The sequence below is a fragment of the Rubellimicrobium mesophilum DSM 19309 genome (genome assembly GCF_000600335.2).
Taxonomy (GTDB): Bacteria; Pseudomonadota; Alphaproteobacteria; order Rhodobacterales; family Rhodobacteraceae; genus Rubellimicrobium; species Rubellimicrobium mesophilum.
On sequence record NZ_KK088615.1, the window covers coordinates 58,314 to 81,674 of the forward strand.

Sequence of the window (23,361 nt, forward strand, 5' to 3'; positions counted from 1 at the left end):
GTGCGTCTCCCGATAGAGGGCCCCCCGCCGCCGGGGATTGGCTTTGCGCCCCGGTTGCGCTTGTCTGGCCTCCGCACCGTCCGTGAGGGTCCCCCATGAACGACATCCTTCAGGAGCTCGAATCCCGCCGCCGCGCCGCGCGGCTGGGCGGAGGCGAGGCGCGCATCCGGGCGCAGCACGCCCGCGGCAAGCTCACCGCGCGCGAGCGGCTGGAGCTCCTCCTCGACGAGGGGAGCTTCGAGGAATTCGACATGTTCGTCACCCATCGCGCGACCGAGTTCGGCATCGACGCCGACCGCCCGGCGGGGGATGGCGTGGTGACCGGCTGGGGCACGGTCAACGGCCGCACGGTCTACGTCTTCTCGCAGGACTTCACGGTGTTCGGGGGCAGCCTCTCCGAGACCCACGCCCAGAAGATCTGCAAGATCATGGACATGGCCGTCCGCAACGGCGCCCCCGTGGTCGGCATCAATGACTCGGGCGGCGCGCGCATCCAGGAAGGCGTGGCCTCGCTCGCCGGCTACGCCGAGGTCTTCCAGCGCAACGTCCTCGCCTCCGGCGTCATCCCCCAGATCAGCCTCGTCATGGGCCCCTGCGCGGGCGGCGCCGTCTACTCCCCGCCATGACCGACTTCATCCTCATGGTGAAGGACACCTCCTATATGTTCGTGACCGGCCCCGAGGTGGTGAAGACGGTAACGAACGAGGTCGTCACCGCCGAGGAGCTGGGCGGCGCGCTGACCCACACCCGTCGCTCCTCGGTCGCCGACGCCGCCTTCGAGAACGACGTGGAGGCCATCGCCGAGGCCCGCCGCCTCATCGACTTCCTGCCCCTCTCGAACCGCTCCGGCGTCCCCCTCCGCCCCTTCTTCGACGACCCCGCGCGCGTCGAGCCCTCGCTCGACACCCTCGTCCCCGAGAACGCCAACACCCCCTACGACATGAAGGAGCTGATCCTGAAGGTCGCGGACGAGGGCGACCTCTATGAAATCCAGAAGGACTTCGCCCCCAACATCGTCACCGGCTTCATCCGCCTCGAAGGCTCCACCACCGGCGTCGTCGCCAACCAGCCCATGCACCTCGCCGGCTGCCTCGACATCGACGCGAGCCGCAAGGCCGCCCGCTTCGTCCGCTTCTGCGACGCCTTCTCGATCCCGATCCTAACGCTGGTGGACGTGCCCGGCTTCCTCCCCGGCACCGCGCAGGAATACGGCGGCATCATCAAGCACGGCGCCAAGCTCCTCTTCGCCTACGCCGAGGCCACCGTCCCCAAGGTCACCGTCATCACCCGCAAGGCCTACGGCGGCGCCTACGACGTGATGGCCTCCAAGCACCTGCGCGGCGACGTGAACTACGCCTGGCCCACCGCCGAGATCGCCGTCATGGGCGCCAAGGGCGCCGTCGAGATCCTCTACCGCGCCGAGAAGGACGACCCGGACCGGATCGCCCAGCGCTCGCAGGACTACGAATCCCGCTTCGCCAACCCCTTCGTCGCGGCCGAGCGCGGCTTCATCGACGAGGTCATCCAACCCCATTCCACCCGCCGCCGCGTCGCCCGCGCCTTCGCGATGCTGCGCCACAAGAAGCTCGAGAACCCCTGGAAGAAGCATGACAACATCCCGCTCTGACTGGCCCGCGCGCGCGGGCGCGCTCGCCATGGCGCTCGGCGTCGGCGGCCCGCTGGCCGCGCAGGAATTCCAGCTCCCCTCCGGCCACGCCGCGACCCTCTTCGACGTGGTGCTGGAGGAGGCCGGGGATGTCATGGCCCCCGACGCCGGCACCGACCCCGAGGCCCTGCCCGAGGGCGAGCTCGACGAGAGCGAACCCCTCGACCAGCCGCCGCCCGACAACCCGGACGCCGCCGAGGACCCCGAGGCCGCCGCCGACGCGGGCGAGGGGGGTGCCGCGACCGGCGGCCTCGCCCGCTTCCGCCTCGTCGTCCCGGGACTGGGAGGGGAGGGCGCGGCCTACGAGGACGTCGCCCAGGACTTCGCCTGGCTCTGCGAGTCGCTGGCGCTCCCCGCTCTCGACGCCAACGGCTGGAGCCCGACCGAGGTGGTGATCGCCCTCTCCGATCGCGAGGTCCCCTTCGGCGAGGCGGACCCCGAGGCCGTGCAGTTCTTCGAGGGCTTCCGTATCGCCGACGGCGCCTGCATCGCCCAAGCCTTCTGACGGAGTCCCTCTGATGGAGAAACACAAGGGCTTCCCGGGCCGCCTGCCGGGGACCGACTTCCAGTTCACCATCCGCCACGGCTCCAAGAAGGGCGCGACCCGCATCGTCGCGCGCGAACGCTGGCGCGACCGCAAGGCCCTCGACCGCGCCGCCGACGAGGCCTTCATGGCCGCCCTCTGGGACCATTTCGGCGAGGAGCCCTTCGTGCGCGGCAACCTCGACGCGGGTCGCCTGAGCTGGCTCTTCGGCCGCGAGGTCGTCCCGGCGGAGGAGAACTTCGATCCCGAGAGCTACGACGCCCTCCTTCGCATCGACGTGGCCAAGGCCCGCGCCGCCTTCCCGGACGTCTTCCTCGACGAGGAGGAGTGACCCAGGCGCCGCAACCTAGGCGGGAAGTTGCCGAGATTTATACACGCTGGGATTTAGGTGATGACCGAATCGCGCCGGTCGTGCCACATTGTGTTCGCGGGGGGATGCTCCAGCAGGCAGCCTCCCGCTGATCACCCAAATCGTCACCCTTCCCCAGGGGGTGGTTCTGCCGAGAGGCAGGACCACCCCCACCCCATTCGTAGCCCCTTGCATCAGGTCGGCGGGTTTTTCCGCATGGGAGGGAAACCCTGCCTTGCACGCCATGGGCGGGAGTGGCATCCCTCTCCGCATCTGGGGCCACCATCATTCTGGAGAACCACAATGACCCTCACCATCCGGACGCTCGCCGTCCTCGCCTTCGCCGCCGCGCTTTCCGCCTGCGGTGAGACCGACGTCGAGCGGGCCGCCACCGGCGCCGCCATCGGTGGCGCCGTCGCCGCCGCGACCGACGGCAACCTGGCCGAAGGCGCGCTCTACGGCGCCGCCGCCGGCGCGATCTCGTGCAACGTCGCGCCCGGCGCTCCGAACTGCTACTGATCCCCGGGGCCCACGGCCCCTGATCGAGAAGGGCCGCCGGGGGCAACCTCCGGCGGCCCTGTCCTTTTCAGGGCAGCCCCTAGTTGATCGGCTCGTCCCCGGCCCCGTTCCGCAGCTCCTCCCGCCGCAGCGGCGTGCGGTCGATGGCCCGCGCGATCTCCCGGACCGACAGCGGGGCCGGGCGCCGCAGCGTCACCCGCCCGTCCTTGTCGAGCAGCACCAGCGCGAACCCCCGGGGCCGCAGGGCCTGCCGCACGGCACTCCGCGCCGAGGGGTCGGTGTCCACGATGACGGCCACGTCCCGCCCGGCGAGGTCGCCGATCTCCCGCTCGATCAACCGGAGCTGCTCGACCACCTGCGGCTGCAACGGGCTGTCCCCGAAGACCACGAGCGGCCGGGCGAGGTAGCGGAAGGCCGCGAGGTCCACGCCCTCGGCCGACAGCACGCCGGTCGGCTCCGCCTGCCACATCGCGACGGGATCGCCGGCCAGGCCCGCCTCGCTCTGCGACGCCTCGCTCCCCGGCAAATCCTGCGCGAGGGCGGCTTGCGGTGCGGCCAGAAGGATGAGGAGGGCGGCGAGGGCATGGATCATGCCTACGATATAGGCGCGGCCGACGCTTCCGCGAAGGGGGCGGGGCACCCTGCCTTGGCGACCGCTCCCGGCCATGCCACAAACGCCCCGACGTGATCGGGAGGCCCCGGATGCCCCAGACGACCCCAACGACGCCCCGAGGTGCGCCCTGATGGAGCTGGACCACCTCGCCATCACCTGCGCCTCGCTGGAGGACGGCGCCGCCTGGGCCGAGTCCCGCCTCGGCGTCCCGCTGGAGCCCGGCGGCCAGCACGCCCATTTCGGCACGCACAACCGCCTTCTCTCCCTCGGTCCCGGCCTCTACCTCGAGGTCATCGCGCCCGACCCCGAGGCGCCCGACCCGGGCCGCCCGCGCTGGTTCGCCCTGGACGAAGCCCGCGAGCCCGCGCTCGGCAACTGGATCGCCCGCGTCCCCGACCACGCCCAAGCCCTCGCCGAGGCCCCGCCCGAGGCCGGCCAGCCCCTCGACCTCACGCGCGGCGACCTCGCCTGGACCGTCGCCGTCCCCCCGGACGGCAGCCTCCCCTGGGGCGCGGCCTTCCCGACGCTGATCCAGTGGCGCGCGGGCGGCCACCCCGCCGAACGCCTTCCCGACCGGGGCGTCCGCCTCCTCGCGCTGGAGGTCGGCCATCCCCGCGCGCCCCGCCTGCGCGAGCTCCTCGCAGGCCTGCGCGACCCCCGCGTGACCGTCGTTACCAGCGACTCGCCGACCCTGCGCGCGCGCCTCTCCACCCTCCACGGCGAGGTCTCGCTGTGATCCGCCCCGCCGAGCCGCGCGACGCCGCCGACCTCCACGCCATCTGGACCCCCGTGATCCGCGAGACGACCTCGATCTTCCACACCACCGAGCGCACCCCCGACGAGATCGCCGCCCTCACGCAGGGTCCCGACCCCTTCCTCGTCTGGGACGACGGCACCCGCGTCCGGGGGCTTCGCCCGCTGCTTCCCGTTCCGCGCCGGCAACGGCTACACCCGCACCGTGGAGCACACGATCCTCCTCGCCCCCGACGCGCAGGGCAGGGGCATCGGCCGCCAGCTCATCGACGCCCTCGCCCAGGCCGCGAGCGACCAGGGCAAGCACACCATGATCGGCGCCATCTCCGCCGAGAACGCCGCCGGCCTCGCCTTCCACGCCGCCTGCGGCTTTCAGGAGCATGGACGCCTGCCCGAGGTGGGCTACAAGTTCGGCCGCTGGCTCGACCTCGTCCTGATGGGGCGCCGCCTGTGAACCTCGTCGTCCCGAAAGGGGGCCTCATGTCCGTCTGGACCCGCGTCACCGAGACCCTGGCCCGCCTCAAGGGCGGCGAGGCCCTGTCCACCCTCTTCGACCGCCTCAGGACCCCGCCCGAGAAGACCGTGGGCTTCGCCATCGCCACCGTCGCGCTGGGCGCCAAGATCGCCAAGGCCGACGGCCTCGTGACCCGGAACGAGGTCGCCGCCTTCCGCGAGGTCTTCATCATCCCCGACGGGGAGGAGGCGAACGTCGCCCGCGTCTACGACCTCGCCCGGCAGGACGTCGCGGGCTTCGAGGACTACGCCCAGCGCATCCGCCGGATGTTCGGCGAAGGCGCGGCCCAGCTCGCCGACCTCCTCGAAGGGCTCTTCCACATCGCCGTCGCCGATGGCGACTACCACCCGGAGGAGAACCAGTTCCTGAACGCGGTGGCCCGCATCTTCGGCCTCCCCGAGCACGAGTTCCTGCGCATCCGCGCCGAGTTCGTCCCCGACGCCGAGCGCGACCCCTACGACGTGCTGGGCGTCCCCCACGGCGCCCCCGTCGAGGAGGCCCGCAAGGCCTGGCGCGCCCTCGTGCGCGAGACGCACCCCGACCGCCTCATGGCCCACGGCCTCCCCGAGGAATGCCTCCGCCTCGCCGAGAAGCGCCTCATCGCCGTGAATCAGGCCTGGGAGCACATCAGCGGCGGCAGCCCCCGGCCCGCGCCGTGAGGCCCGAATCTTGAGGATCGCGACCTACAACTGTCAGTGGTTCGACCACCTCTTCGACGACCACGCCCGCCTTTGGAATGACGAAGGCCGCGGCGGGCGCGAGGGCGTGACCCGCGCCGAGCAGACGCAGGGCCTGGGCCACGTCTTCCGCGCCCTCGACGCCGACGCGATCCTCGTGGTCGAGGCCCCCGACGCCCGCCACCGCGCCCGCGACGGCACCCCGGCCCTGGAGGTCTTCGCCAAGGTCATGGGTCTCCGCACCCGCGAGGTCCTGATGGGCTTCCACTCCAACTCCCAGCAGGAGATCGCGCTCCTCTACGACCCCGCCGTCCTGACCGTCCGCCACGACCCCCAGGGCGGCGACCCGCCGCGCTTCGACGGCACCTACCGGGTCGGCTTCAACGGCAACCCGCCCGACCCGATCATCTGGTCCAAGCCCCCCCTCGAGATCGAGGCCCTGACCACGAAGGGCTCCGTCCTGCGCCTCATCGGCGTCCACGCCAAGTCCAAGGCCCCCCACGGCGCCCGCAACGAGGCCCAGGCCGCCCGCATCGCGCTGGAGAACCGCCGCAAGCAACTCGCCCAATGCGTCTGGCTGCGCGCCCGCGTGGACCGCCACCTCGCCGCCCGCGACCCGCTGATCGTGCTCGGCGACTTCAACGACGGCCCCGGCCTCGACGACCAGGAGGAGGTCTTTGGCCGCTCCGGCGTCGAGATCGTCATGGGCGAGAAGGGCGCCGTCCACCTTTACGACCCCCACGCCCGCCTCGCGCTCTGCGGCCCCACCGCCGCCTCGCCCACCACCGCCCGCTTCCGCGTGCCCCCCGACGGCCGCTGGCTCTCGGCGCTCCTCGACTACGTCATGGTCTCGCCCGACCTGCGCGCCAGGAAGCCCGCCTGGCGCATCTGGCACCCCTTCGACGACCCCGAATGCTGGGCGGACGAAGCCCTCCGCCGCGCGCTCCTGCACGCCTCCGACCACTTCCCGGTCACGCTCGACATCGACCTGTGACTTGGGGGACGGGTCCATCGGCGCTATATTGCGCCGCATGAGACGCCTCATCCTCGCCGCCGCGCTGGTCGCGGCCCCGCTCGCGGGCCATGCCCAGGACTCCTCCGACGACGGCAACGACCTCCTGCGCGAAGGCGCCAACCTCTTCCTGCGCGGCCTCCTCGAGGACGTGCAGCCGCCCCTGCAGGAGCTGGCCGGCATCACCGTCCAGCACCTCGCCGCGCTCCAGGCCTTCCTGGACGAGATGGGCCCCGCCTTCGCCGAGGTGGTGGGCCAGATCGACTCCGTCACCTACTACGAGCCGCCCGAGATCCTCCCCAACGGCGACATCGTCTTCCGCCGCCGCGCCGACGCCCCGCCCTGGCAGCCGGCCGAGGCCACCCCGGACGAGTCCGAGCCCGCGCCCTCCGAGCCGACCTTGCGCGCCCCGGCGCCGAGCGAGCCCGACGACGAGGCCGCCCCCTGGACGCGCCCCCCGCCCGAGGCGGAGCCCGACAACCAGCTCCACATCGACCCCAGCCGCGACATGGAGTTGTGACAGAGGCTGCCCTGCTACCGTAGGGTGCGCTTCAGCGCACCGTTCATCAGGGCATCCTGGAGCATCGGCTTCGCTCGGAGCCGACCCCTGCCCGAATCGCATAGGCCACGGCCAAGCGGTGCGCTGAAGCGCACCCTACTGGGCCGCGCAACGACCCCCGCCGGGGGACTTCACCTGTCAATCCAGGCTCTTACCCTCGGGGTGTTGCGTCCCCCAGCCCCCCACCGAACGCAGGTCCCACAATTCGTTAACCTCTCTCCGGCATCCTGATTCGCAACAGATCAGACAAGGCCCGGGCCGCATCCCCGGCCTTCGGAGACCCCAGTGACCACCACGCCCCTAGTCCGCGAAGACGACCCGCGCCTCGGCCCCCATCGCCTGCCCGAGCGCCTTGAGCCGTGCCTGCGCGACCTCGCCGAAGAGCGGCCGCGCCCGGTTCTCGAGGCTCAGCGTCAGCGCCTTCCTCTCGGGCTTCCACAGGAAGGCCCCCGGCGCGTCGTGCGCCCCCAGCCACAGCATGGCCCCCAGCCGCATCGCGCGCCCCAGCACCTCCGCCTCCTTGGCGTCGGCATCCGAGAGCAGCTTGAACAACGCGTCGAACCGCGTCCCCTCGCGGCGCGAGGAGTAGCGGTAGAGCAGCGCGAGCCCGATATAGACCCGCTCCTCGTGCTTGACCCCGCCCAGGTTCGCCCGCGTCGCCGCGTCCACGCAGGTCTCGGCCCGGTAGTCCGGATGCGCCCGCCAGTTGACGTCGTGGAGCAGGCAGGCCGCCTCGATGATGCGCCGCCGCTGCCAGTCGGCCTCCGGGAACAGCGGCAGCACGAACTTGAACAGCGTCTCCCCGAAGCCCGGCAGCCTTGCGTCCCGCCGCTCCTGGAACCGGCAGGCCTCGAGCAGCGGGTCCCGTTCCCGCAGCTCCTTGGGCATCCGCTCGTAGAGCATCCCCTCGCGGATGCCGTAGGAGCTCACCGCGATGTCCTTCGGCTTGAACACCCGCACCAGCTCGTCCAGCACCTGCACCGCGACGGGCACCAGCGCCATCCGGTCCTCGGAGATGCCGAGCTGCCGTCGCATGGCCTCGATATCCTTGTCCGCGATGTAGGCCCGCGTCGCGGCCACGGCGGCGGGGGTCATGCGGTACTCGTGCAGCACGGTCAGCGGCCAGTCCCGCCGGTGCATGTCCACCCGTGCGATGGCGCGCCAGGACCCACCCACGAGGAACAGCCGCATCCCCGTCTCGCCGCCCATCTCCTCGTGCAGCCGGCCGATCACCTCGGCGATGTGCTTGCTCAGCGCCTTAGGCCCGCCCTTGACCTCCTGCAGCTTGAGCCCGCCCAGAGGCGAGGTCACGCGCCGGCCCACCTGCCCCCGGGCAAGGTCGGCCAATTCCATCGACGCGCCCCCGATGTCGCAGACGAGGCCATAGGAGCCCGGCCAGCCCAGCAGCACCCCTTGGGCCGAGAGCCGCGCCTCCTCGTCGCCCGGGATCACCTCCAGCGAGAGGCCGGTCGTCCGCTCCACCTCCTCGACGAAGGCGGGCCCGTCCTCGGCCTCGCGCACGGCGGCGGTGGCGACCGCCATCATGCTCTGCAGCCCCATCCCCCGCGCCAGCGCCGCGAAACGGCAGAGCGCGTCCAGCGCGCGCGCCTTGCCCTTGGGATTGAGCCTGCCGGTCTCCGACAGCCCCGCGCCCAGCGCGCACATGATCTTCTCGTTGTAGAAGTACGCCGGGCTCCGCGCCGCGCCGTCGAAGACCACGAAGCGCACCGAGTTGGATCCGACGTCGATCACGCCGACATGCAGCCTCTCGTTCGGCTCGAACAGCGGCCGTCCCGCGCCCCAGCCCGGGGTCCTTGGCACGTCGGCACGGAAGGTGTCGTCGGGGGCCATGGTCATCGGCATCAGGGTCCTGTGCAGTCGCTAGGTGGGGCGGAACACGCGGTCGTCAACGACGGATCAGACGGCGCCCAGGGCCGGCGGGCGCACATCCGCCGCCCCCTTGGACCCCCGGCCCGACAGCGACGGCGTCTCCATGAAGAAGCGGTGGCACGAGAAGGCGTCCTCCTCGACCCTGGCCCGGGCAAAGCTCCCGTCGGGCGACATGACCCAGGAATTCGCCACGTCGGCGAGGTTCGCCGCCATGATCTGATCGACCATCTGCGCCTTGACCGTGGGATTCATGGCCTCGACCAGCGTCTCGACGCGGCGGTCCATGTTGCGCCCCATCCAGTCGGCCGAGCTCAGGAACACCCGCGCCCGCCGCGACGGCAGCCCATGCCCGTTCCCGAAACAGACGATCCGGCTGTGCTCCAGGAACCGACCCACGATGGACTTGACGCGGATGTTCCCGCTCAGCCCCGCGATGCCGGGCCTCAGCCCGCAGATGCCCCGCACGATCAGGTTGATCCGCACCCCGGCCTGGGAGGCGGCATAGAGCGCGTCGATCAGGTCCTCGTCGATGATGGAGTTCATCTTGGCCCAGATCGCCGCCGGCCGCCCCGCCCGCGCGTGCTCCGCCTCCGCCGCGATCAGTTCGAGGAGCCGCGGCTTCAGCGTCAGGGGCGAGATGGCGAGGTTCTCCAGGTTCTCCGGCATGGCGTAGCCGCCCACGTAGTTGAACACCTTGGTCGCATCCCGCCCGAGCCGCCCGTCCACCGAGAAGAGCGACAGGTCCGTGTAGATGCGCGCGGTGATCGGGTGGTAGTTCCCCGTCCCGAAATGCGTGTAGGTGACAAGCTTCTCCCCCTCGCGCCTCACCACGACGCTCATCTTCGCGTGGGTCTTGAGGCTGGTGAAGCCGTAGACGACATGCGCGCCCGCCCGTTCCAGGCGTCGGCTCTGCCGGATGTTCGCCGCCTCGTCAAACCGCGCCTTGAGCTCCACCAGCGCGGTCACGGACTTCCCGTCCTCCGCCGCCTCGATGAGGGCATCCACGATGGGGCTGTTCCGCGACGTCCGGTAGAGCGTCTGCTTGATCGCCACCACGTCCGGGTCGCGCGCCGCCTGCTGCAGGAAGCGGATGACCATGTCGAAGGTCTCGTAGGGGTGGTGGAGCAGCATGTCCTTCTGCCGCACCGCCGCGAAGATGTCGCCCCCGTGGTCCTGCACCCGCTCCGGCACGCGCGGCACGAAGGACGGCCAGAGCAGGTCGGGGCGCGAATCCAGCACCAGCTCGCTGAGGTTCCCGATGCCGATCATCCGGTCGACCTCGACCACCTCCTGCGGCTCGACATGGAGATTGTCCATGACCAGCGTCTTGAGCGAGGGCGGCGCGTTGGCGGTGATCTTGAGCCGCACGACCTCGCCCCGCCGCCGCCGCTTCAGCGCCGTCTCGAACTCGCGCACGAGGTCCTCGGCCTCGTCCTCGACCTCGATGTCGCTGTCCCGCAGCACCCGGAACGCGCAGGACCCCGTGAGCCGATACCCCGGGAACAGCCGGTCGAGATGCAGGAGCAGCAGCTCCTCCAGCGGCAGGAACCGGTGCCCCCCGCCGTGGGCAGCGCGACGAAGCGGTCGATCTGCGACGGAACGGGCAGCAGGGCGCGCAGGCTGCGCCGCTCGCCCGACCGCTCGAGCGCGAGCGCCAGCGCGAAGCCCTCGTTCGGGATGAAGGGGAAGGGGTGCGCGGGGTCGATGGCGAGCGGCGACAGGATCGGGAAGACCCGATTGAGGAACACGTCCTCCAGGAAGGCCCGGTCGCCGTCCTCGACCTCCTGGCGGGTCAGGATCACGATCCGCTCGCGCGCGAGTTCGGCCTTCAGCCCCTCCCAGTTGCCCTGCTGCGCCGCGATGAGCCGCCGCGCCTCCGCGTCGATGAGCGTCAACTGCCGCGCGGGCGTGAGCCCGTCGGGCGAGGGCGTGACGTTCCCGGCCCGTGCCAATTCCCGCAGCCCCGCGACCCGCACCGTGTAGAACTCGTCGAGGTTGGTGGCCGAGATCGACAGGAACCGCAGCCGCTCCAGCAGCGGCACGCGCGGGTTCTGCGCCTCCTCCAGCACCCGCCAGTTGAAGCCCAGCCACGACAGCTCTCGGTTGAAGAACCGCGCGGGTCCGGTCATGTCGGCGGGCGCCGCGACCGGGGCGGGGAAGGGGGCCTTGAGGAAGTCGGCGTCGGGCATCGTGGTCCTCTTCGGGCCGCCAGCCTAGGCAGCCGGCTCGGCGGAGTCGAGCACCCGGCGGGCCAGCGGAAGGCTCACCTTGCGCCCCTCCGAGAGGCTCGCCCGGTCGATGGAGGCCACCGCCGCCGCCGCCGCCGCATGGGACCTCTCGATGCGCCGCGCCACGAAGGCCAGCACCCCCGGCGCGGGGAACAGTTGCCGGTCCGCGAACTGCTTGGCGAGCAGCGCCTCGATCAGCGCGTCGTCGGGGGAATCGAGCCGCACGACCGTCGTCGCCTGCATCCGCGAGGCGAGGTCGGCGAGCCTGATCCCCCAGCGCGCCGGCGGCCGGTCCGAGGTCAGCAGCAGCCGGCCCCCGGTGGCGAGGATGTGGTTGTGCAGGTGGAACATCGCCGCCTCGGCCTCGCGCGGCAGGGTCTCCATGTCCTCGACGGCGACCGCCGCGCCCGGTGGAGGCAGGTCCCCCGACAGATCCCGCGCGTCGCGCCGCTCGGCCCCGGCCAGACCCTGCCAGATGCGGACCAGGTGCGTCTTGCCCGATCCCTCCGGCCCCACGAGCGCAAGCTTCCCGTCCGGCCAGCGCAAGCCCCCGGCGATCATGGCATGGGCGTCCGTATTCGCCTCCGAGACGAAGAAGTCCTCGGGCCCCAGCGCCACGGGGAGCGCCCAGTCGAAGCTGAGCTGCTCCGCGTCCAGTGCGGGTGCGGTGGTCCGCGTGACGCGGCGCGGTTTCTCGGGCCAGCCCTCGGCCCCCAGGAAGCTCAGTTGCTCGTCGCTCATGGGAGGGGGTTGCCGTGCGTGCCCTGATAGAGGCGGCTCTGCTTGTACTTGCCGATGGCGAACCGCACGAGCACCCCGATCACCGCCGCGACCGGCACCGCGACCAGCACGCCGAGGAAGCCGAACAGCGCACCGAAGGCCGCCAGGGCGAAGATCAGCCAGACCGGATGCACGCCCACCCGCTCGCCCACGAGCTTGGGCGTCAGGAAGTTGCCCTCGACGAACTGCCCCGACTGGAAGATCGCCCAGACGGCGATCACCCAGACCCAGTCCCCCCAGAACTGGTAGAGCGCGAGGCCGATGGCCAGCACGCCCCCCACCAGCGCGCCCACATAGGGGATGAAGGTCAGGAACCCCGCGATGGCCCCGACCACGAGCCCGAAGTTGAGCCCGACCATGACCAGCGCGACCGCGTAGTAGGTCCCCAGGATCAGGCAGACGAGCGCCTGCCCCCGGATGAAGGCGGCGAGCCGGTCGTCGCTCTCGCGCATCAGCGCCCGGATCGTCGGCGCGTGCTCGCGCGGGAGGAGGTCGTCGATCCGCTCGACCATCGCGTCCCAGTCGAGCAGCAGGTAGAAGGTCACCACCGGCACCACCACGACGATGAGCAGCCAGTTCAGCACCCCCACACCGAGGTCAGCACCGTGTTGAGGAGCTGCCCCGCCCGCTCCTGCAGCCCCGCCGCGAGGTCCGCGATCTGCTGCCTCAGCGCGCTGCTCTCGTCCGTGAGCTCGGGGAATCGCTCCAGCAGCCTCTCGCTGATGCGGGTGACGAGGTCGGGCGTCATGGCGACCAGCGCGGTCGCCTGGTCGATCAGCGTCGGGATCAGGAGGACGATGGCCCCGGCGATGGCCAGCACCGCCGTCAGGGTGATGAGCACCACCGCCCAGACCCGCCTGAGCCCCATCCGCTCCAGCCGGTCGGCCAGCGGGTCGAGCAGGTAGGCCAGGATCGCCCCCAGCACGAAGGGCAGCAGCACGTCGCCCAGCAGCCAGAGCAGCAGCAGGAAGACCAGGGCCGCGATGCCCCAGATCCGTGCCTGCTGCCCCATCGTGACCGCCATGGCGGCTCGACTCCCTGTTGCCGTCGCCCAGATGTGCCCGAGCCCCCGCCCGCTGGCAAGGACGGCTCAGCCCGGCAGGTTCGCCTCGCCCTCGTTGAGCGGTCTCAGGATGCGCGCCACCTGCTCGCGCAGCCAGCGGTGCGAGGGCGAGGTCGTGGCGCGACGGTGCCAGACCAGGCCGATCAGCGGCGCGGGAAGGGGCAGGGGCGCCTTGTAGACCTCCAGCCTCAGAATGGGCGCCATGTGCCGGGCGAGCTGCCCGGGAATCATCGCCACGATGTCGGTCGTGGCGACGCTCCGGCAGATGCCGCCGAAGAAGGGCAGGGTCATCGCCACCCGCCGCGCCCGCCCGACCCGCTCCAGCGCGTCGTCCATCATCGCCCGCGTCCGCCCCTCGGGCGACATGAGCGCATGGTCCAGCTCGCAGAACAGGTCCAGCGGCACCGGCGTCCCGGGCTCGACGCCGGCCAGCCGGGGATGCCCCCGCCGCGCGATCATGCAGAAGCTCGAATGGAAGAGCGGCTCCCACTCGATCCAGTCGGGCGCGTCCTGCCGAGGGATCAGCGCGAGGTCGGCGAGGTAGCGGTCGAGGGTGTCGGCGTAGTTCGTGGGCACGAGGTCGAGGAGGTGGACCCGCACCTCCGGCGCCTCGGCCAGCAGCGTCCGCCCCAACTCCGGCATCAGCATCTCGCCGAAGAAATCCGACCCCGCGATTCGGAAGCTGACGCTGGCGGTCGCCGGATCGAAGGCCTCCGGCCCCGACAGGAGCCGCTGGAGCGAATCGAGATGCTCGCGCAGCGGCACCGCGAGGCTCCGGGCGTAGTCGGTGGCCTCCAGCCTCGGTCCCCGCCGGACGAAGAGGGGATCGCCGAGAGCATCCCGGAGCCGCGCCAGCGCCGCCGAGACGGCGGGCTGCGAAAGGCCGACGCGACGCCCGGCCGCCGTGGTGGACCCCTCGCGCAGCAGCGCATCCAGCACGCGCAGCAGGTTCAAGTCGAAGGTCGCCATATTCATGGGACGGATGATGACTATACGATCAATCCATTTTCCATAAGTTTCGTCCGAAGTTATCTCCCTTGGCATCGGTTCCGCCGAATTAACCACGGAGATTGAGATGAAGCATTTTCCCCCGAGCCCTGCCCCCGAGACCCTGGACTGGGGCGGCGTCACCTACCGCACCATCCTGTCCACTGCCGAGACAGGCGGGGCCATGAGCATCGTGGACAGCACCTCGCCCGCGCTCTCGGGCCCGCCGCGCCACGTCCATCACGCCGAGGACGAGACCTTCATCCTCCTCTCGGGCGAGATGGAGTTCTGGCTCGCGGGCCGGACCTTCCGCAAGGGCCCGGGCGAGACGGCCTTCATCCCGCGCGGGACGGAGCATACGTTCAAGGCCCTCACCGAGTGCCGCCACCTCGTGATCCTGACTCCCGGCGGCTTCGAGGGCTTCTTCGCCGACATGGCGCGGAACGCCTACCGCATCCCCGAGGACATGGGCCCGATCACCGAGAGCGCCACGCGCCACAACCTCACCTTCACCGGCCCGCCGCTCTGAGGTCGGGTATTCCTGACCCGGCCCTTGCGGCGGCTTGACGCAGGGCAGGGGCCGGGTGTTCATCGCCCCCGAAGCGCGGATGCATTTCGCATCCTGATTACCGGGGCCGGTCCTCCGGCCCCGATGACCGATTTGATGTTGCGATTTCTCATGAGGATTCCATGCGCGATATCCCCTTCGTCTTCTTCCTGGCCGCGGTGCTCTGCGTGATGACGGGCATGAGCCTCGGCATCTGGATGGGCATGGCCCAGCAGTTCCAGTTCGCCCCCGTGCACGCCCACCTGAATCTCGTCGGCTGGGCGACCATGGCGCTCTTCGCCATCTATTACCGCTTGACGCCGCAGGCGGCGCAGGGCTGGCTTCCCCGCATCCACGCGGTGCTCGCCATCACCGGCATCATCGCGATGGCGTCCGGCCTCGCGGGCGAGATCGCCGGGCGGAACGGGCTGATCCCCGCGCTGCAGGTCGGCTCGCTGCTGACCGCCGCGTCCATGCTGCTCTTCCTGTTCACCGTGGTCCGGTTCGGCTTCGGCACCGCTCCGACTCGGGCCGGGCGCATGGCCCGCGACGCGGCGATGACGCCCGCCGAATGAACCTTCCCGGGCGGGCGCTCCGGCGCCCGTCCTCCGCTGTCCTGTCCCCCACTTCGGGCGCCCTCGCGGCGCCCGCTTCTTTTGCGGAGGGGCCGCCGCTTGCCCGGCCGGTCCGCTTGCCCTAGACCGGCGCGGCCAAGGAACCCGCCGCTAGGACCCGCAATGCGCCTGACCCGCTACTTCCTCCCCGTCCTCAAGGAAAACCCGGCGGAGGCGCAGATCGTCTCGCACCGCTACATGCTGCGCGCGGGCATGATCAAGCAGCAGTCGGCGGGCATCTACTCCTGGCTGCCGCTCGGCTTCAAAGTCCTCAAGCGCGTGGAGCAGATCGTCCACGAGGAGCAGCAGCGCGCCGGGCACATCCCGCTCCTGATGCCGACGCTCCAGTCGGCCGAGCTGTGGCGCGAATCCGGCCGCTACGACGACTACGGCGAGGAGATGCTCCGCATCACCGACCGCCACAAGCGCGAGATGCTCTACGGCCCGACCAACGAGGAGATGATCACCGACATCTTCCGCTCGGGGGTCAACAGCTACAAGGACCTGCCGCTCACGCTCTACCACATCCAGTGGAAGTTCCGGGACGAGGTCCGGCCCCGGTTCGGCGTCATGCGCGGGCGCGAGTTCCTGATGAAGGACGGCTACAACTTCGACATCGACAAGGAAGGCGCGCTCCACGCCTACAACCGCCACATGGTCAGCTATCTCCGCACTTACGAGCGGATGGGCCTGACCGCGATCCCGATGCGCGCCGCCTCCGGCCCCATCGGCGGCGACAACACCCACGAGTTCCTGGTGCTGGCCTCCACCGGCGAATCCGAGGTCTTCTACGACAGCGCCGTGACCGAGTTGGAACTCGGCGCCCGCGACGTGGACTACGGCAACCCCGAGCAGGTGCAATCCATCTGCGACGAGTTCACCTCGCTCTACGCCCGCACCGACGAGACGCACGACCCCGCTCTCTTCGACCGGATCCCCGAGGAGCGCCGCCGCGTGGGGCGCGGGATCGAGGTCGGCCAGATCTTCTACTTCGGCACCAAGTATTCCGAGCCGATGGGCGCCTTCGTCACCACGGCGACTGGCGAGCGGGTTCCGGTGCACATGGGCTCGCACGGGATCGGCGTGTCGCGCTCCTCGGCGCGATCATCGAGGCCAGCCACGACGACAAGGGCATCATCTGGCCCGAAGGCGTGACGCCTTTCGCCGCCGGCATCGTCAACCTCAAGCAGGGCGACACCGACGCGGACGCCGCCTGCGAGATGCTCTACGGCAGCCTCAAGGCCAAGGGCCTCGACATCCTCTACGACGACCGCGACGCGCGGGCGGGCGAGAAGTTCGCGACCATGGACCTGATCGGCCTGCCCTGGCGGATCACCGTCGGCCCTCGCGGCCTCAAGAACGGCGTCGTGGAGCTGACCTCGCGCCGCACCGGCGAGAGCGAGGAGATGTCGCCCGAGGCCGCCGTCGCGCGGATCGCGGAAATCTACGAGGGCATCTGACCCTCAGGACGGCCGCTTCGTCGCGCGGCGGCCGTTCCGCACCAAGGCCCATCCGACGGCCAGCATGGCGGCCCCCCATGCCAGGAATCCCAGGTCCCACCAGAGCCATTGCTCGCGCGGGGCCGTCTCGTTGACGTGGTGGAGCCCCAGAAGCTGGTGGTCCACCACTCCCTCGACCAGGTTGAACAGCCCGAACCCCATCAGCAGCGTCCCGACGAAGAGTCGGGACGACCACCAGCGATGCCGTAGCCGCGCAGTCCGCCACAGCAGCGCGAGCCCCAGCGCGACAAGGGCATAGGTCACGACGTGGAAGAGTCCGTCGAGACGCGTGTTGAGCTTCAGGTTCTCCAGGCTGTCGGCCGGATAGCCCGCGCTGGTGGCGATGTGATGCCACTGGAGCACCTGATGCAGGACGATGCCGTCGAAGAATCCCCCGAGGCCCGCCCCGAGCAGGATGCCGGCGGTCGTCGGGAACTCCTGGTCCTCGTCCAGCGCCATCCGGTTGCTCCCCTTCCGATCGGACCAGGAACCTAGGTGGACTCACCGTCCCGTCACGCGAACCGTTTGCATTCCGGCCACCGCTCGGAAACTCTGGCGCCCGATCTGGGAGGACCATGAATGACGAAGTCACTCATCACTTGGGGCGGCTGGGCCGGCCACGAGCCCGACCTCGTGGCGGACATCTTCCGCCGGATGCTGGAAGGCGAGGGGATGGAGGTCACCGTGACCGACTCCCTCGACGCCTTCGACGACGCCGAGGGGCTGCGCGCCCTCGACCTCATCGTCCCCGTCTGGACCATGAGCGAACTGAGCCGCGAGCGGGCCACCAACGTCTCCGAAGCGGTGGCGCGCGGCACCGGGATCGGCGGCTGCCACGGCGGGATGTGCGACGCCTTCCGGGGCAACCCCCTCTGGCAGTTCGTCACCGGCGGCCAATGGGTCGCCCACCCCGGCGGCGATGGCGTCCGCTACACCGTCCGCATGACCGAGCCCGACCACGAGCTGATTCAGGGCATCGGCGACTTCGAGGTCGCGACGGAGCAGTACTACCTCCACGTCGACCCCGCGAACCGCATCCTCGCCAGGACGACCTTCCCGACGGTGAGCTGGTATCACTCGCCCAACGGCCCCGTGGAGATGCCGGTCGTCTGGACCCGCCAGTGGGGCCTCGGCCGCGTCTACTACAACGCGCTGGGCCACAAGGCGAACGTCATCGCTCAGGGAGCGCCCTACGAAATGCTCCGTCGCGGCCTCGTCTGGGCGGCCAAGGGCAAGGCGTTGGCCGAAGGGCAGGGGGTGGATCAGTTCCAGAGCCCCGGCAACCACTGGTGAGGCGCTACCGTACGATCCGGTAGCCGAAGATCGGGTCCCCGCTGACCATCCAGAGGCGGACCCAGATCACCACGAACATCTCCTGCGCCCGCGCGCCCTTGATGTCGCCCAGGTCCACGAACCGGCTCCACCCGAACCCACGGGCCAGCTCCCGCACCGCCTCCTTGGCCGCCTCGTCGTCACCGCAGAGGAACAGGTCGTGCTCCCCCGGCACGAGGCCCGGATTGGTCATCACCGACGCCGTGACGGTGTTGAAGCACTTCACCACCCGCGCTTCGGGGAACGCCGCCTGAACCTGCTCGCCCAGCGAGGTCGGCCCGGAATACTCCGCCATCAGGAAGGGCGGCATCCCCTTCGAGAAGTCGAGCGGGTTCGCCACGTCGATCAGCACCTTCCCCGCGAGGTTCCTGGTCCCCGCGATCCGCAGCGCCTCCAGCGATCCCGCCCCGTTGGTGGCGTTGACCACGGCCTCGCCGCGCCACGCCGCCTCCTCCATGGTCACGACCCGCGCACCCGTCTCGTCCTGCCACTCGGCCAACGTCCTGGCCTGGTTGCGCGGCTGCGCCAGCGTCTCGGGCGTCACCTCGCGGATGCCGAGCACCACCTCGTGCCCCGCCTTGGCGAAGCCCGCCCCGAGCGTCTGCCCCACCGACCCGCCGCCCACGATCCCGATCCGCATCGCGTCCCTCCGTGCTGGCCCGGCGCCATGCTAGCGGACTGGTGAGCGCCCGTCAGCCGCCTCGCGTTGACCTTGCCCGCGCCCGGGGGCAATGGTCCCACGCGACCGAAAGGACCCCGGATGAGCCGCCCCTTCGCCCCTACGAATGGATGATCGCCTGGCGCTACCTCCGCGCCAAGCGGGCCGAGGGCGGGGTCTCGGTCATGACCTGGATCAGCCTCGTCGGCGTCACCCTCGCCGTCTTTGCGCTGATCGCCACGCTCGCCGTCCGCTCGGGCTTCCGCGAGGAGTTCGTGGACACGATCCTCGGCGCCAACGCCCATGTCACGGTCTACAAGCAGCCCGAGATCGACGCGAACGGTCGGCAGGTCGCCACCATCGCCGACGCCTCGGCCATGGCCGACCTGATCGCTCAGGTCCCCGGCGTGACCCGCGCCGCCCCCCTCGTGCGCGGGCAGGTCATGGCGACGTTCCAGGGCCGCAACTCGGGCGTGGAGGTCTTCGGCATCGCGCCCGAGGACCTCGCCACGATCCCCCGCGTCGCGCACCCGGAAGAGGCCGAAGGCAGCCTCGACGACTTCCCGCAGGGCATCGCCATCGGCTCCGGCGTCGCGCGCGAGCTGGGCATCATGGTGGGCGACAAGCTCCGCATCATCTCGCCCGATGGCGCCCGCACGCCGATGGGCGTCAGCCCCCGCGTCTCGGCCTACACGGTGACCTACATCTTCACCAGCCGGGCGCTACGACATCGACCGCACCCGCGCATACCTGCCGCTCCCCGAGGCGCAGAAGTTCTTCAACCGCGACGGCGTCGCGGACGAGATCGAGGTCATGCTGGACGACCCCGACGACGTGGAGGCGATCGTCCCCGCGATCCTTCAGGCCGCCGGTCCCATGACGCTCGCCTGGACTTGGAAGGACTCCTCCGGTGCGTTCCTGAGTGCGCTGACCGTCGAGGACAACGTGATGTTCGTGATCCTCTCGGTCCTCGTGCTGATCGCCTCGATGAACATCATCTCGGGTCTCATCATGCTGGTGAAGAACAAGGGCCGCGACATCGGCATCCTCCGCACGATGGGCCTGACCGAGGGCGCGGTGCTGCGCGTCTTCTTCCTTTGCGGGGCAAGTATCGGCACCATCGGCACGATCCTCGGCGTCCTCCTCGGCTGCGCCTTCGCCATCTGGATCGACCCGATCTTCGCCGCCGTGAACTACCTTTCGGGCGGGGGCGTCTGGGACCCCTCGATCCGGGGCATCTATCGCCTGCCCGCCAAGCTCGAATGGGGCGACGTGCTCTCGGCGGTGTCCCTGTCCCTGTTCCTGTCCTGGGTCGTCACGCTCTTCCCCGCGCGCCGCGCCGCCCGCATGAACCCCGTCGAGGCCCTGCGCTATGAGTGACACCCTGCGGCTCTCGGGCGTCACCAAGACCTACAACCCCGGCAAGCCCACCGCCGTTGAGGTGCTGCGCGGCGTGGACCTCGCCGTCGCCCCCGGCGAGGTCGTGGCCCTCGTCGCCCCCTCGGGCGCGGGCAAGTCCACGCTCCTCCACGTCGCGGGCCTCCTCGACACGCCGGACGCGGGTCAGGTGCTCCTCGACGGCACCGACATGACCCGCCTCAGCGACCGCCGTCGCACCATGGCGCGGCGCGACCTCGTGGGCTTCGTCTACCAGTTCCACCACCTCCTGCCCGAGTTCACGGCGCTGGAGAACGTGGTGCTCCCCCAGCTCGCCCACGGCACCCCGCGCGCCCAGGCCGAGGCCCGCGCCCTCGACCTCATGGACCGAGTCGGCGTCCGGAACCGCGCCACGCACCGCCCCGCCGAGCTCTCGGGCGGCGAGCAGCAGCGCGTCGCCTTCTGCCGGGCGCTCGCCAACGCGCCGCGCCTGCTCCTCGCCGACGAGCCCACGGGCAACCTCGACCCCGCCACCTCGGACCGGGTCTTCGACGCGCTCATGGTCCTCGTCCGCTCGACCGGCCTCGCGGCACTGATCGCCACGCACAACCTCCAGCTCGCCGCCCGCATGGACCGGGTCCTCAGGCTCGACGCCGGCCACGTCGTTCCGGCATGATCCACCTCAAGGCGACTCACAGCTCGCCAGCCGAACCTGGGACAGAACGAGCAAGAGCCCCCATGCGCCGCCCCCTCATCCTCCTCGCGCCGCTGGCGCTCATGGCCTGCGTGCCCGACCCGCACGAGCCCGTCTCAGGCCGCGCGGCCTTCCTCGAGTCCTGCTCCGCCTGCCACGGCGAGGACGCCACCGGCAACGGCCCTCTGGCCGCCGGTCTCGATCCGCACCCCGCCGATCTCACCCGCATCTCTGCCCGCAACGGCGGCACCTTCCCCCGCGACCGGGTGATGAGCACCATCGACGGCTTCGCCCGTGGCGCCCACTTCAGCCCCGCCATGCCCGAGTTCGGCCGGACCGACCTAGGCGACACCGTCGTGGTGGAGGACGACCCCGGGCGTCGGCACCCCGATTCCGGAAAAGCTGCTCGCGCTCGCGGACTATCTGGAGAGCATCCAGCAGCCTTGAGGGGCTAGGGCAGGGTACGGCTTCCCCTCGGCTTTTTCTCAGCCGTTAAAGGTTTCTCAACCTTCTTCTGCCATGGTGATCCCGTCCCCGGGTCGCCGCCCGGCGGGGTAGGGGGAGTTGCGCCCTCCCCCTAGCTCGTCGCCAGCTCCCGCGAGACCTCGAGGAACCGCTGGAACATCTCCTCATCATCCAGCGGGATCAGCTCCGGCGGCGAGATCTCCATCAGGCTCTCGAACTCCGACGACGACCACAGCATCTGCGACTGGAGCGACACCGCCGCCTCCAGCGTCTTGAGCGTGTTGAGCGCGACGTCGGCGTCCGCGCGGGCGACCTCCAGCCCGTCCCGGGTCAGCGCCTCGCGTTCCAGCAGCATCGCGCGGTAGGCGTCGATCACCTCCGCCACCTGCTGCTGCACCCGCAGGTTCCCCTCGTAGATGGGCTTACGGGACTCGTCGGCCTCGCCGATGGCAGCCTCCGTCTCGGCGATGAGGGCGTCGTTCCGCTGCTCGATCTCCGCGAGCCGGGGCAGCCACTGCTCCTCGTAATCCTGCAGGTGCCGCTCGTAGAGCCGCTCGACCAGCAGCCGCGTCACCGCCGCCACCGCATAGTAGCGCCGCAGGACCGAGTCGTCGTCGGTGACGCCCTGGATCTCGCGCAGCCGTTCCTCGATCTTGCGGACCACCTCGAAGGCCATCGCCGACTCCACGATGGTCACGCCGTTCACCTGATAGAGCGCCGCCTCCGCCTCCTCCGGCGTGATCTCGACGCCGTATTCCGCCATCAGCCGGTCCGCGAAGTCCCTGAGCAGCGCCGCCCGCCGCCGCTCCAGCTCCTCCTTCTGCGCCTGAAGTTGCGCGATCTCCGCGTCGATGGCCTCCATGGAGCCTTCCGCGTAGCGGTTCAGCGTCCGGTCGATCACGCCGACCGCGTCCGCGCTCCGGGGCGCCGTGATCCGGTCGATCCGCAGCTCCGCGATCCGCGCGTCGATCCTCACGCGCTCCTCGTCCAGCGAGAACAGCGCCGACCGGCTCTCGCCGTAGAGGTCGCCCAGCACCAGCCCCAGCACGCGGTCGAGCTGCCGGTTCAGGTCCTCACGGTAGTCCTCCTTGTCCGACAGGAGCGGCAGCGAGGTCTCGGGCGCCACGTCCATGTCCTCGATGATGCCCCGGATCGTGTCGATGTCGTCCTCGATCCCCTGGATCACCGGGGCCACGTCCCGCCCCTCGGCCCACAGCGGCGCCCCCGTGACCAGCGCGGCGGCGAGCAGAAGTCCCCTCATGGCACCCTCCCTGTCGTCACTCCCGACGTAGGTATGGCTCCGCTTCTCCGGAAGGCTCCCCGTCGCAGATACCTTCCACCTGCGCGCCCGACACGGCAGCTCGACCCACTCCGTCATCGGCTCGTCGAGCGGCTTCAGGGGGAAGTAGCGCGACAGCATCTCGTGCAGCCGCTCCGTCCGGCCAGCCTTGGGCGCCAGCGTCCGGCAGCAGACATACTCCTCCATGATCGCGCCCTGCTGCTCGTAGCCGTAGTCGAGGTAGTCGGCCGAGGTGTCGAGGTCGAAGAGGTAGGGGTCCGCCGTCTCGACGTGCTCGAACGCGGCCTTCAGCGGGAAGTATCCCGTGAGGTCCCGGTGCTGCCACTGCCAGGCATGGACCATCTCGTGCGCGAGCAGCATCGCGTCCGCGAGGGGCAGGACCCGGGGCCACCCCTCCACCATGTCGTCGCGGTAGAGGTCCCGGCGCACGTAGACGTCCTCGAAGATCGAGATGGCCCCCGTCGCCGTGCGGATCGTGTCGCCCCGGGGCGGCGGGAAGATCCGCGACTGGCAGGTGAGCCTCGGCGGCGCGGGCAGCACGCGCACCGCGCTCAGGCGCGGCGAGTCGTGCAGCCTGACCCGAGAGGTGTCCAGCGCCGGTCCTTGCAGGTCCGACAGGAAGGCCACCTCGTCGGGCGTGAGCGGCCGCCCGCAGGCCGCGAGCAGGAGCAAGGCAAGGAGGGCAGGGCGCATCGGACCACTTGGCCACGCGGGCCGGCCG

Annotated in this window: 20 protein-coding genes and 5 pseudogenes; 16 read left to right on the forward strand and 9 right to left on the reverse strand. The window is 70.7% G+C overall.

Features of this window, described 5'->3' with window-relative positions; translation table 11 throughout:
* Positions 1–95 precede the first annotated feature (95 nt).
* The 4 genes and pseudogenes from RUMESO_RS20455 to RUMESO_RS20470 all read left to right on the forward strand — a co-directional run bounded on the left by RUMESO_RS20455 (position 96) and on the right by RUMESO_RS20470 (position 3,078).
* A pseudogene (locus RUMESO_RS20455) lies at positions 96–1,627 on the forward strand (acyl-CoA carboxylase subunit beta).
* Positions 1,608–2,171: a DUF6497 family protein gene (locus RUMESO_RS25400; RefSeq protein ID WP_156363041.1), complete on the forward strand. Its 564-nt coding sequence runs from the start codon at positions 1,608–1,610 to the stop codon at positions 2,169–2,171. The pseudogene RUMESO_RS20455 and the gene RUMESO_RS25400 overlap by 20 nt, the downstream one beginning before the upstream one ends.
* Positions 2,172–2,184: 13 nt before the next feature.
* On the forward strand, positions 2,185–2,541 hold the full coding sequence (locus RUMESO_RS20465) for a hypothetical protein (RefSeq protein WP_037283096.1): 357 nt from the start codon (positions 2,185–2,187) through the stop codon (positions 2,539–2,541).
* Positions 2,542–2,862: 321 nt separating this feature from the next.
* Complete coding sequence (locus tag RUMESO_RS20470) at positions 2,863–3,078, forward strand: hypothetical protein (protein ID WP_037283098.1); 216 nt, start codon at positions 2,863–2,865, stop codon at positions 3,076–3,078.
* Positions 3,079–3,157: 79 nt separating this feature from the next.
* Here the strand turns inward: RUMESO_RS20470 and RUMESO_RS20475 are convergent, their stop codons facing one another.
* A complete protein-coding gene (locus RUMESO_RS20475) occupies positions 3,158–3,670 on the reverse strand; it encodes a DUF4174 domain-containing protein (RefSeq protein ID WP_037283099.1) in 513 nt (170 codons plus the stop codon).
* 151 nt (positions 3,671–3,821) lie between these two features.
* On the opposite strand from RUMESO_RS20475, the gene RUMESO_RS20480 reads away from it, so the two are divergent.
* From RUMESO_RS20480 to RUMESO_RS20500, 5 genes are all read left to right on the forward strand, one after another.
* Positions 3,822–4,427, forward strand: a complete 606-nt coding sequence (locus tag RUMESO_RS20480) for a VOC family protein (protein ID WP_037283101.1) — start codon at positions 3,822–3,824, stop codon at positions 4,425–4,427.
* Positions 4,428–4,649: 222 nt separating this feature from the next.
* Positions 4,650–4,898, forward strand: a complete 249-nt coding sequence (locus RUMESO_RS27525; RefSeq protein ID WP_245639362.1) for a GNAT family N-acetyltransferase — start codon at positions 4,650–4,652, stop codon at positions 4,896–4,898.
* A gap of 26 nt (positions 4,899–4,924) precedes the next feature.
* Positions 4,925–5,617, forward strand: a complete 693-nt coding sequence (locus tag RUMESO_RS20490) for a molecular chaperone DjiA (RefSeq protein WP_037283216.1) — start codon at positions 4,925–4,927, stop codon at positions 5,615–5,617.
* 10 nt (positions 5,618–5,627) lie between these two features.
* Entirely contained in the window at positions 5,628–6,629 is a 1,002-nt protein-coding gene (locus RUMESO_RS20495; RefSeq protein WP_037283102.1) for an endonuclease/exonuclease/phosphatase family protein, read from the forward strand.
* 37 nt (positions 6,630–6,666) lie between these two features.
* The gene (locus RUMESO_RS20500; protein ID WP_051521552.1) at positions 6,667–7,167 is read left to right on the forward strand and encodes a hypothetical protein; all 501 of its coding nucleotides are present in this window, start codon (positions 6,667–6,669) and stop codon (positions 7,165–7,167) included.
* A gap of 339 nt (positions 7,168–7,506) precedes the next feature.
* Here RUMESO_RS20500 and RUMESO_RS20505 read toward each other — a convergent pair whose 3' ends face one another.
* The 5 genes and pseudogenes from RUMESO_RS20505 to RUMESO_RS20525 form a co-directional block, all read right to left on the reverse strand.
* Positions 7,507–9,063, reverse strand: coding sequence for a Ppx/GppA family phosphatase (locus tag RUMESO_RS20505; protein ID WP_082484451.1), 1,557 nt, complete (start codon positions 9,061–9,063; stop codon positions 7,507–7,509).
* Between the two features lie 60 nt (positions 9,064–9,123).
* Positions 9,124–11,285: pseudogene (locus RUMESO_RS20510) on the reverse strand (RNA degradosome polyphosphate kinase).
* Between the two features lie 24 nt (positions 11,286–11,309).
* Complete coding sequence (locus RUMESO_RS20515; RefSeq protein WP_082484421.1) at positions 11,310–12,065, reverse strand: HdaA/DnaA family protein; 756 nt, start codon at positions 12,063–12,065, stop codon at positions 11,310–11,312.
* Positions 12,062–13,128 (reverse strand): annotated as a pseudogene (locus tag RUMESO_RS20520) (AI-2E family transporter). The gene RUMESO_RS20515 and the pseudogene RUMESO_RS20520 overlap by 4 nt, the downstream one beginning before the upstream one ends.
* A 66-nt stretch (positions 13,129–13,194) precedes the next feature.
* Positions 13,195–14,136: a LysR family transcriptional regulator gene (locus tag RUMESO_RS20525; protein ID WP_342670809.1), complete on the reverse strand. Its 942-nt coding sequence runs from the start codon at positions 14,134–14,136 to the stop codon at positions 13,195–13,197.
* A gap of 106 nt (positions 14,137–14,242) precedes the next feature.
* On the opposite strand from RUMESO_RS20525, the gene RUMESO_RS20530 reads away from it, so the two are divergent.
* The 3 genes and pseudogenes from RUMESO_RS20530 to proS all read left to right on the forward strand — a co-directional run bounded on the left by RUMESO_RS20530 (position 14,243) and on the right by proS (position 16,775).
* Positions 14,243–14,683, forward strand: coding sequence for a cupin domain-containing protein (locus RUMESO_RS20530; RefSeq protein WP_051521553.1), 441 nt, complete (start codon positions 14,243–14,245; stop codon positions 14,681–14,683).
* A 161-nt stretch (positions 14,684–14,844) separates the two neighbouring features.
* Positions 14,845–15,276 (forward strand): hypothetical protein, encoded by a 432-nt coding sequence (locus tag RUMESO_RS20535; RefSeq protein ID WP_051521554.1) that lies wholly within the window; start codon positions 14,845–14,847, stop codon positions 15,274–15,276.
* Positions 15,277–15,438: 162 nt separating this feature from the next.
* Positions 15,439–16,775 (forward strand): annotated as a pseudogene (gene proS / locus RUMESO_RS20540) (proline--tRNA ligase).
* A gap of 3 nt (positions 16,776–16,778) precedes the next feature.
* Here proS and RUMESO_RS20545 read toward each other — a convergent pair.
* Positions 16,779–17,273 carry a DUF2243 domain-containing protein gene (locus tag RUMESO_RS20545; protein ID WP_037283106.1) on the reverse strand — a complete coding sequence of 165 codons (495 nt, stop codon included), beginning with the start codon at positions 17,271–17,273 and terminating at the stop codon, positions 16,779–16,781.
* Positions 17,274–17,393: 120 nt separating this feature from the next.
* Between RUMESO_RS20545 and RUMESO_RS20550 the strand changes: the two genes are divergently transcribed.
* Entirely contained in the window at positions 17,394–18,107 is a 714-nt protein-coding gene (locus tag RUMESO_RS20550) for a ThuA domain-containing protein (protein ID WP_037283109.1), read from the forward strand.
* Positions 18,108–18,111: 4 nt separating this feature from the next.
* On the opposite strand, the gene RUMESO_RS20555 is transcribed toward RUMESO_RS20550, so the two are convergent.
* Entirely contained in the window at positions 18,112–18,786 is a 675-nt protein-coding gene (locus tag RUMESO_RS20555) for an NADPH-dependent F420 reductase (RefSeq protein ID WP_037283112.1), read from the reverse strand.
* A gap of 149 nt (positions 18,787–18,935) precedes the next feature.
* Between RUMESO_RS20555 and RUMESO_RS20560 the strand changes: the two are divergent.
* The 3 genes and pseudogenes from RUMESO_RS20560 (at position 18,936) to RUMESO_RS20570 (ending at position 21,330) form a co-directional block, all read left to right on the forward strand.
* A pseudogene (locus RUMESO_RS20560) lies at positions 18,936–20,184 on the forward strand (lipoprotein-releasing ABC transporter permease subunit).
* On the forward strand, positions 20,177–20,857 hold the full coding sequence (locus tag RUMESO_RS20565; RefSeq protein ID WP_037283115.1) for an ABC transporter ATP-binding protein: 681 nt from the start codon (positions 20,177–20,179) through the stop codon (positions 20,855–20,857). Before RUMESO_RS20560 ends, RUMESO_RS20565 begins: the two are co-directional and overlap by 8 nt.
* A gap of 62 nt (positions 20,858–20,919) precedes the next feature.
* On the forward strand, positions 20,920–21,330 hold the full coding sequence (locus RUMESO_RS20570) for a c-type cytochrome (RefSeq protein ID WP_245639363.1): 411 nt from the start codon (positions 20,920–20,922) through the stop codon (positions 21,328–21,330).
* A gap of 122 nt (positions 21,331–21,452) precedes the next feature.
* Here RUMESO_RS20570 and RUMESO_RS27530 read toward each other — a convergent pair whose 3' ends face one another.
* A complete protein-coding gene (locus RUMESO_RS27530; protein ID WP_245639364.1) occupies positions 21,453–23,333 on the reverse strand; it encodes a hypothetical protein in 1,881 nt (626 codons plus the stop codon).
* Positions 23,334–23,361: the final 28 nt, after the last annotated feature.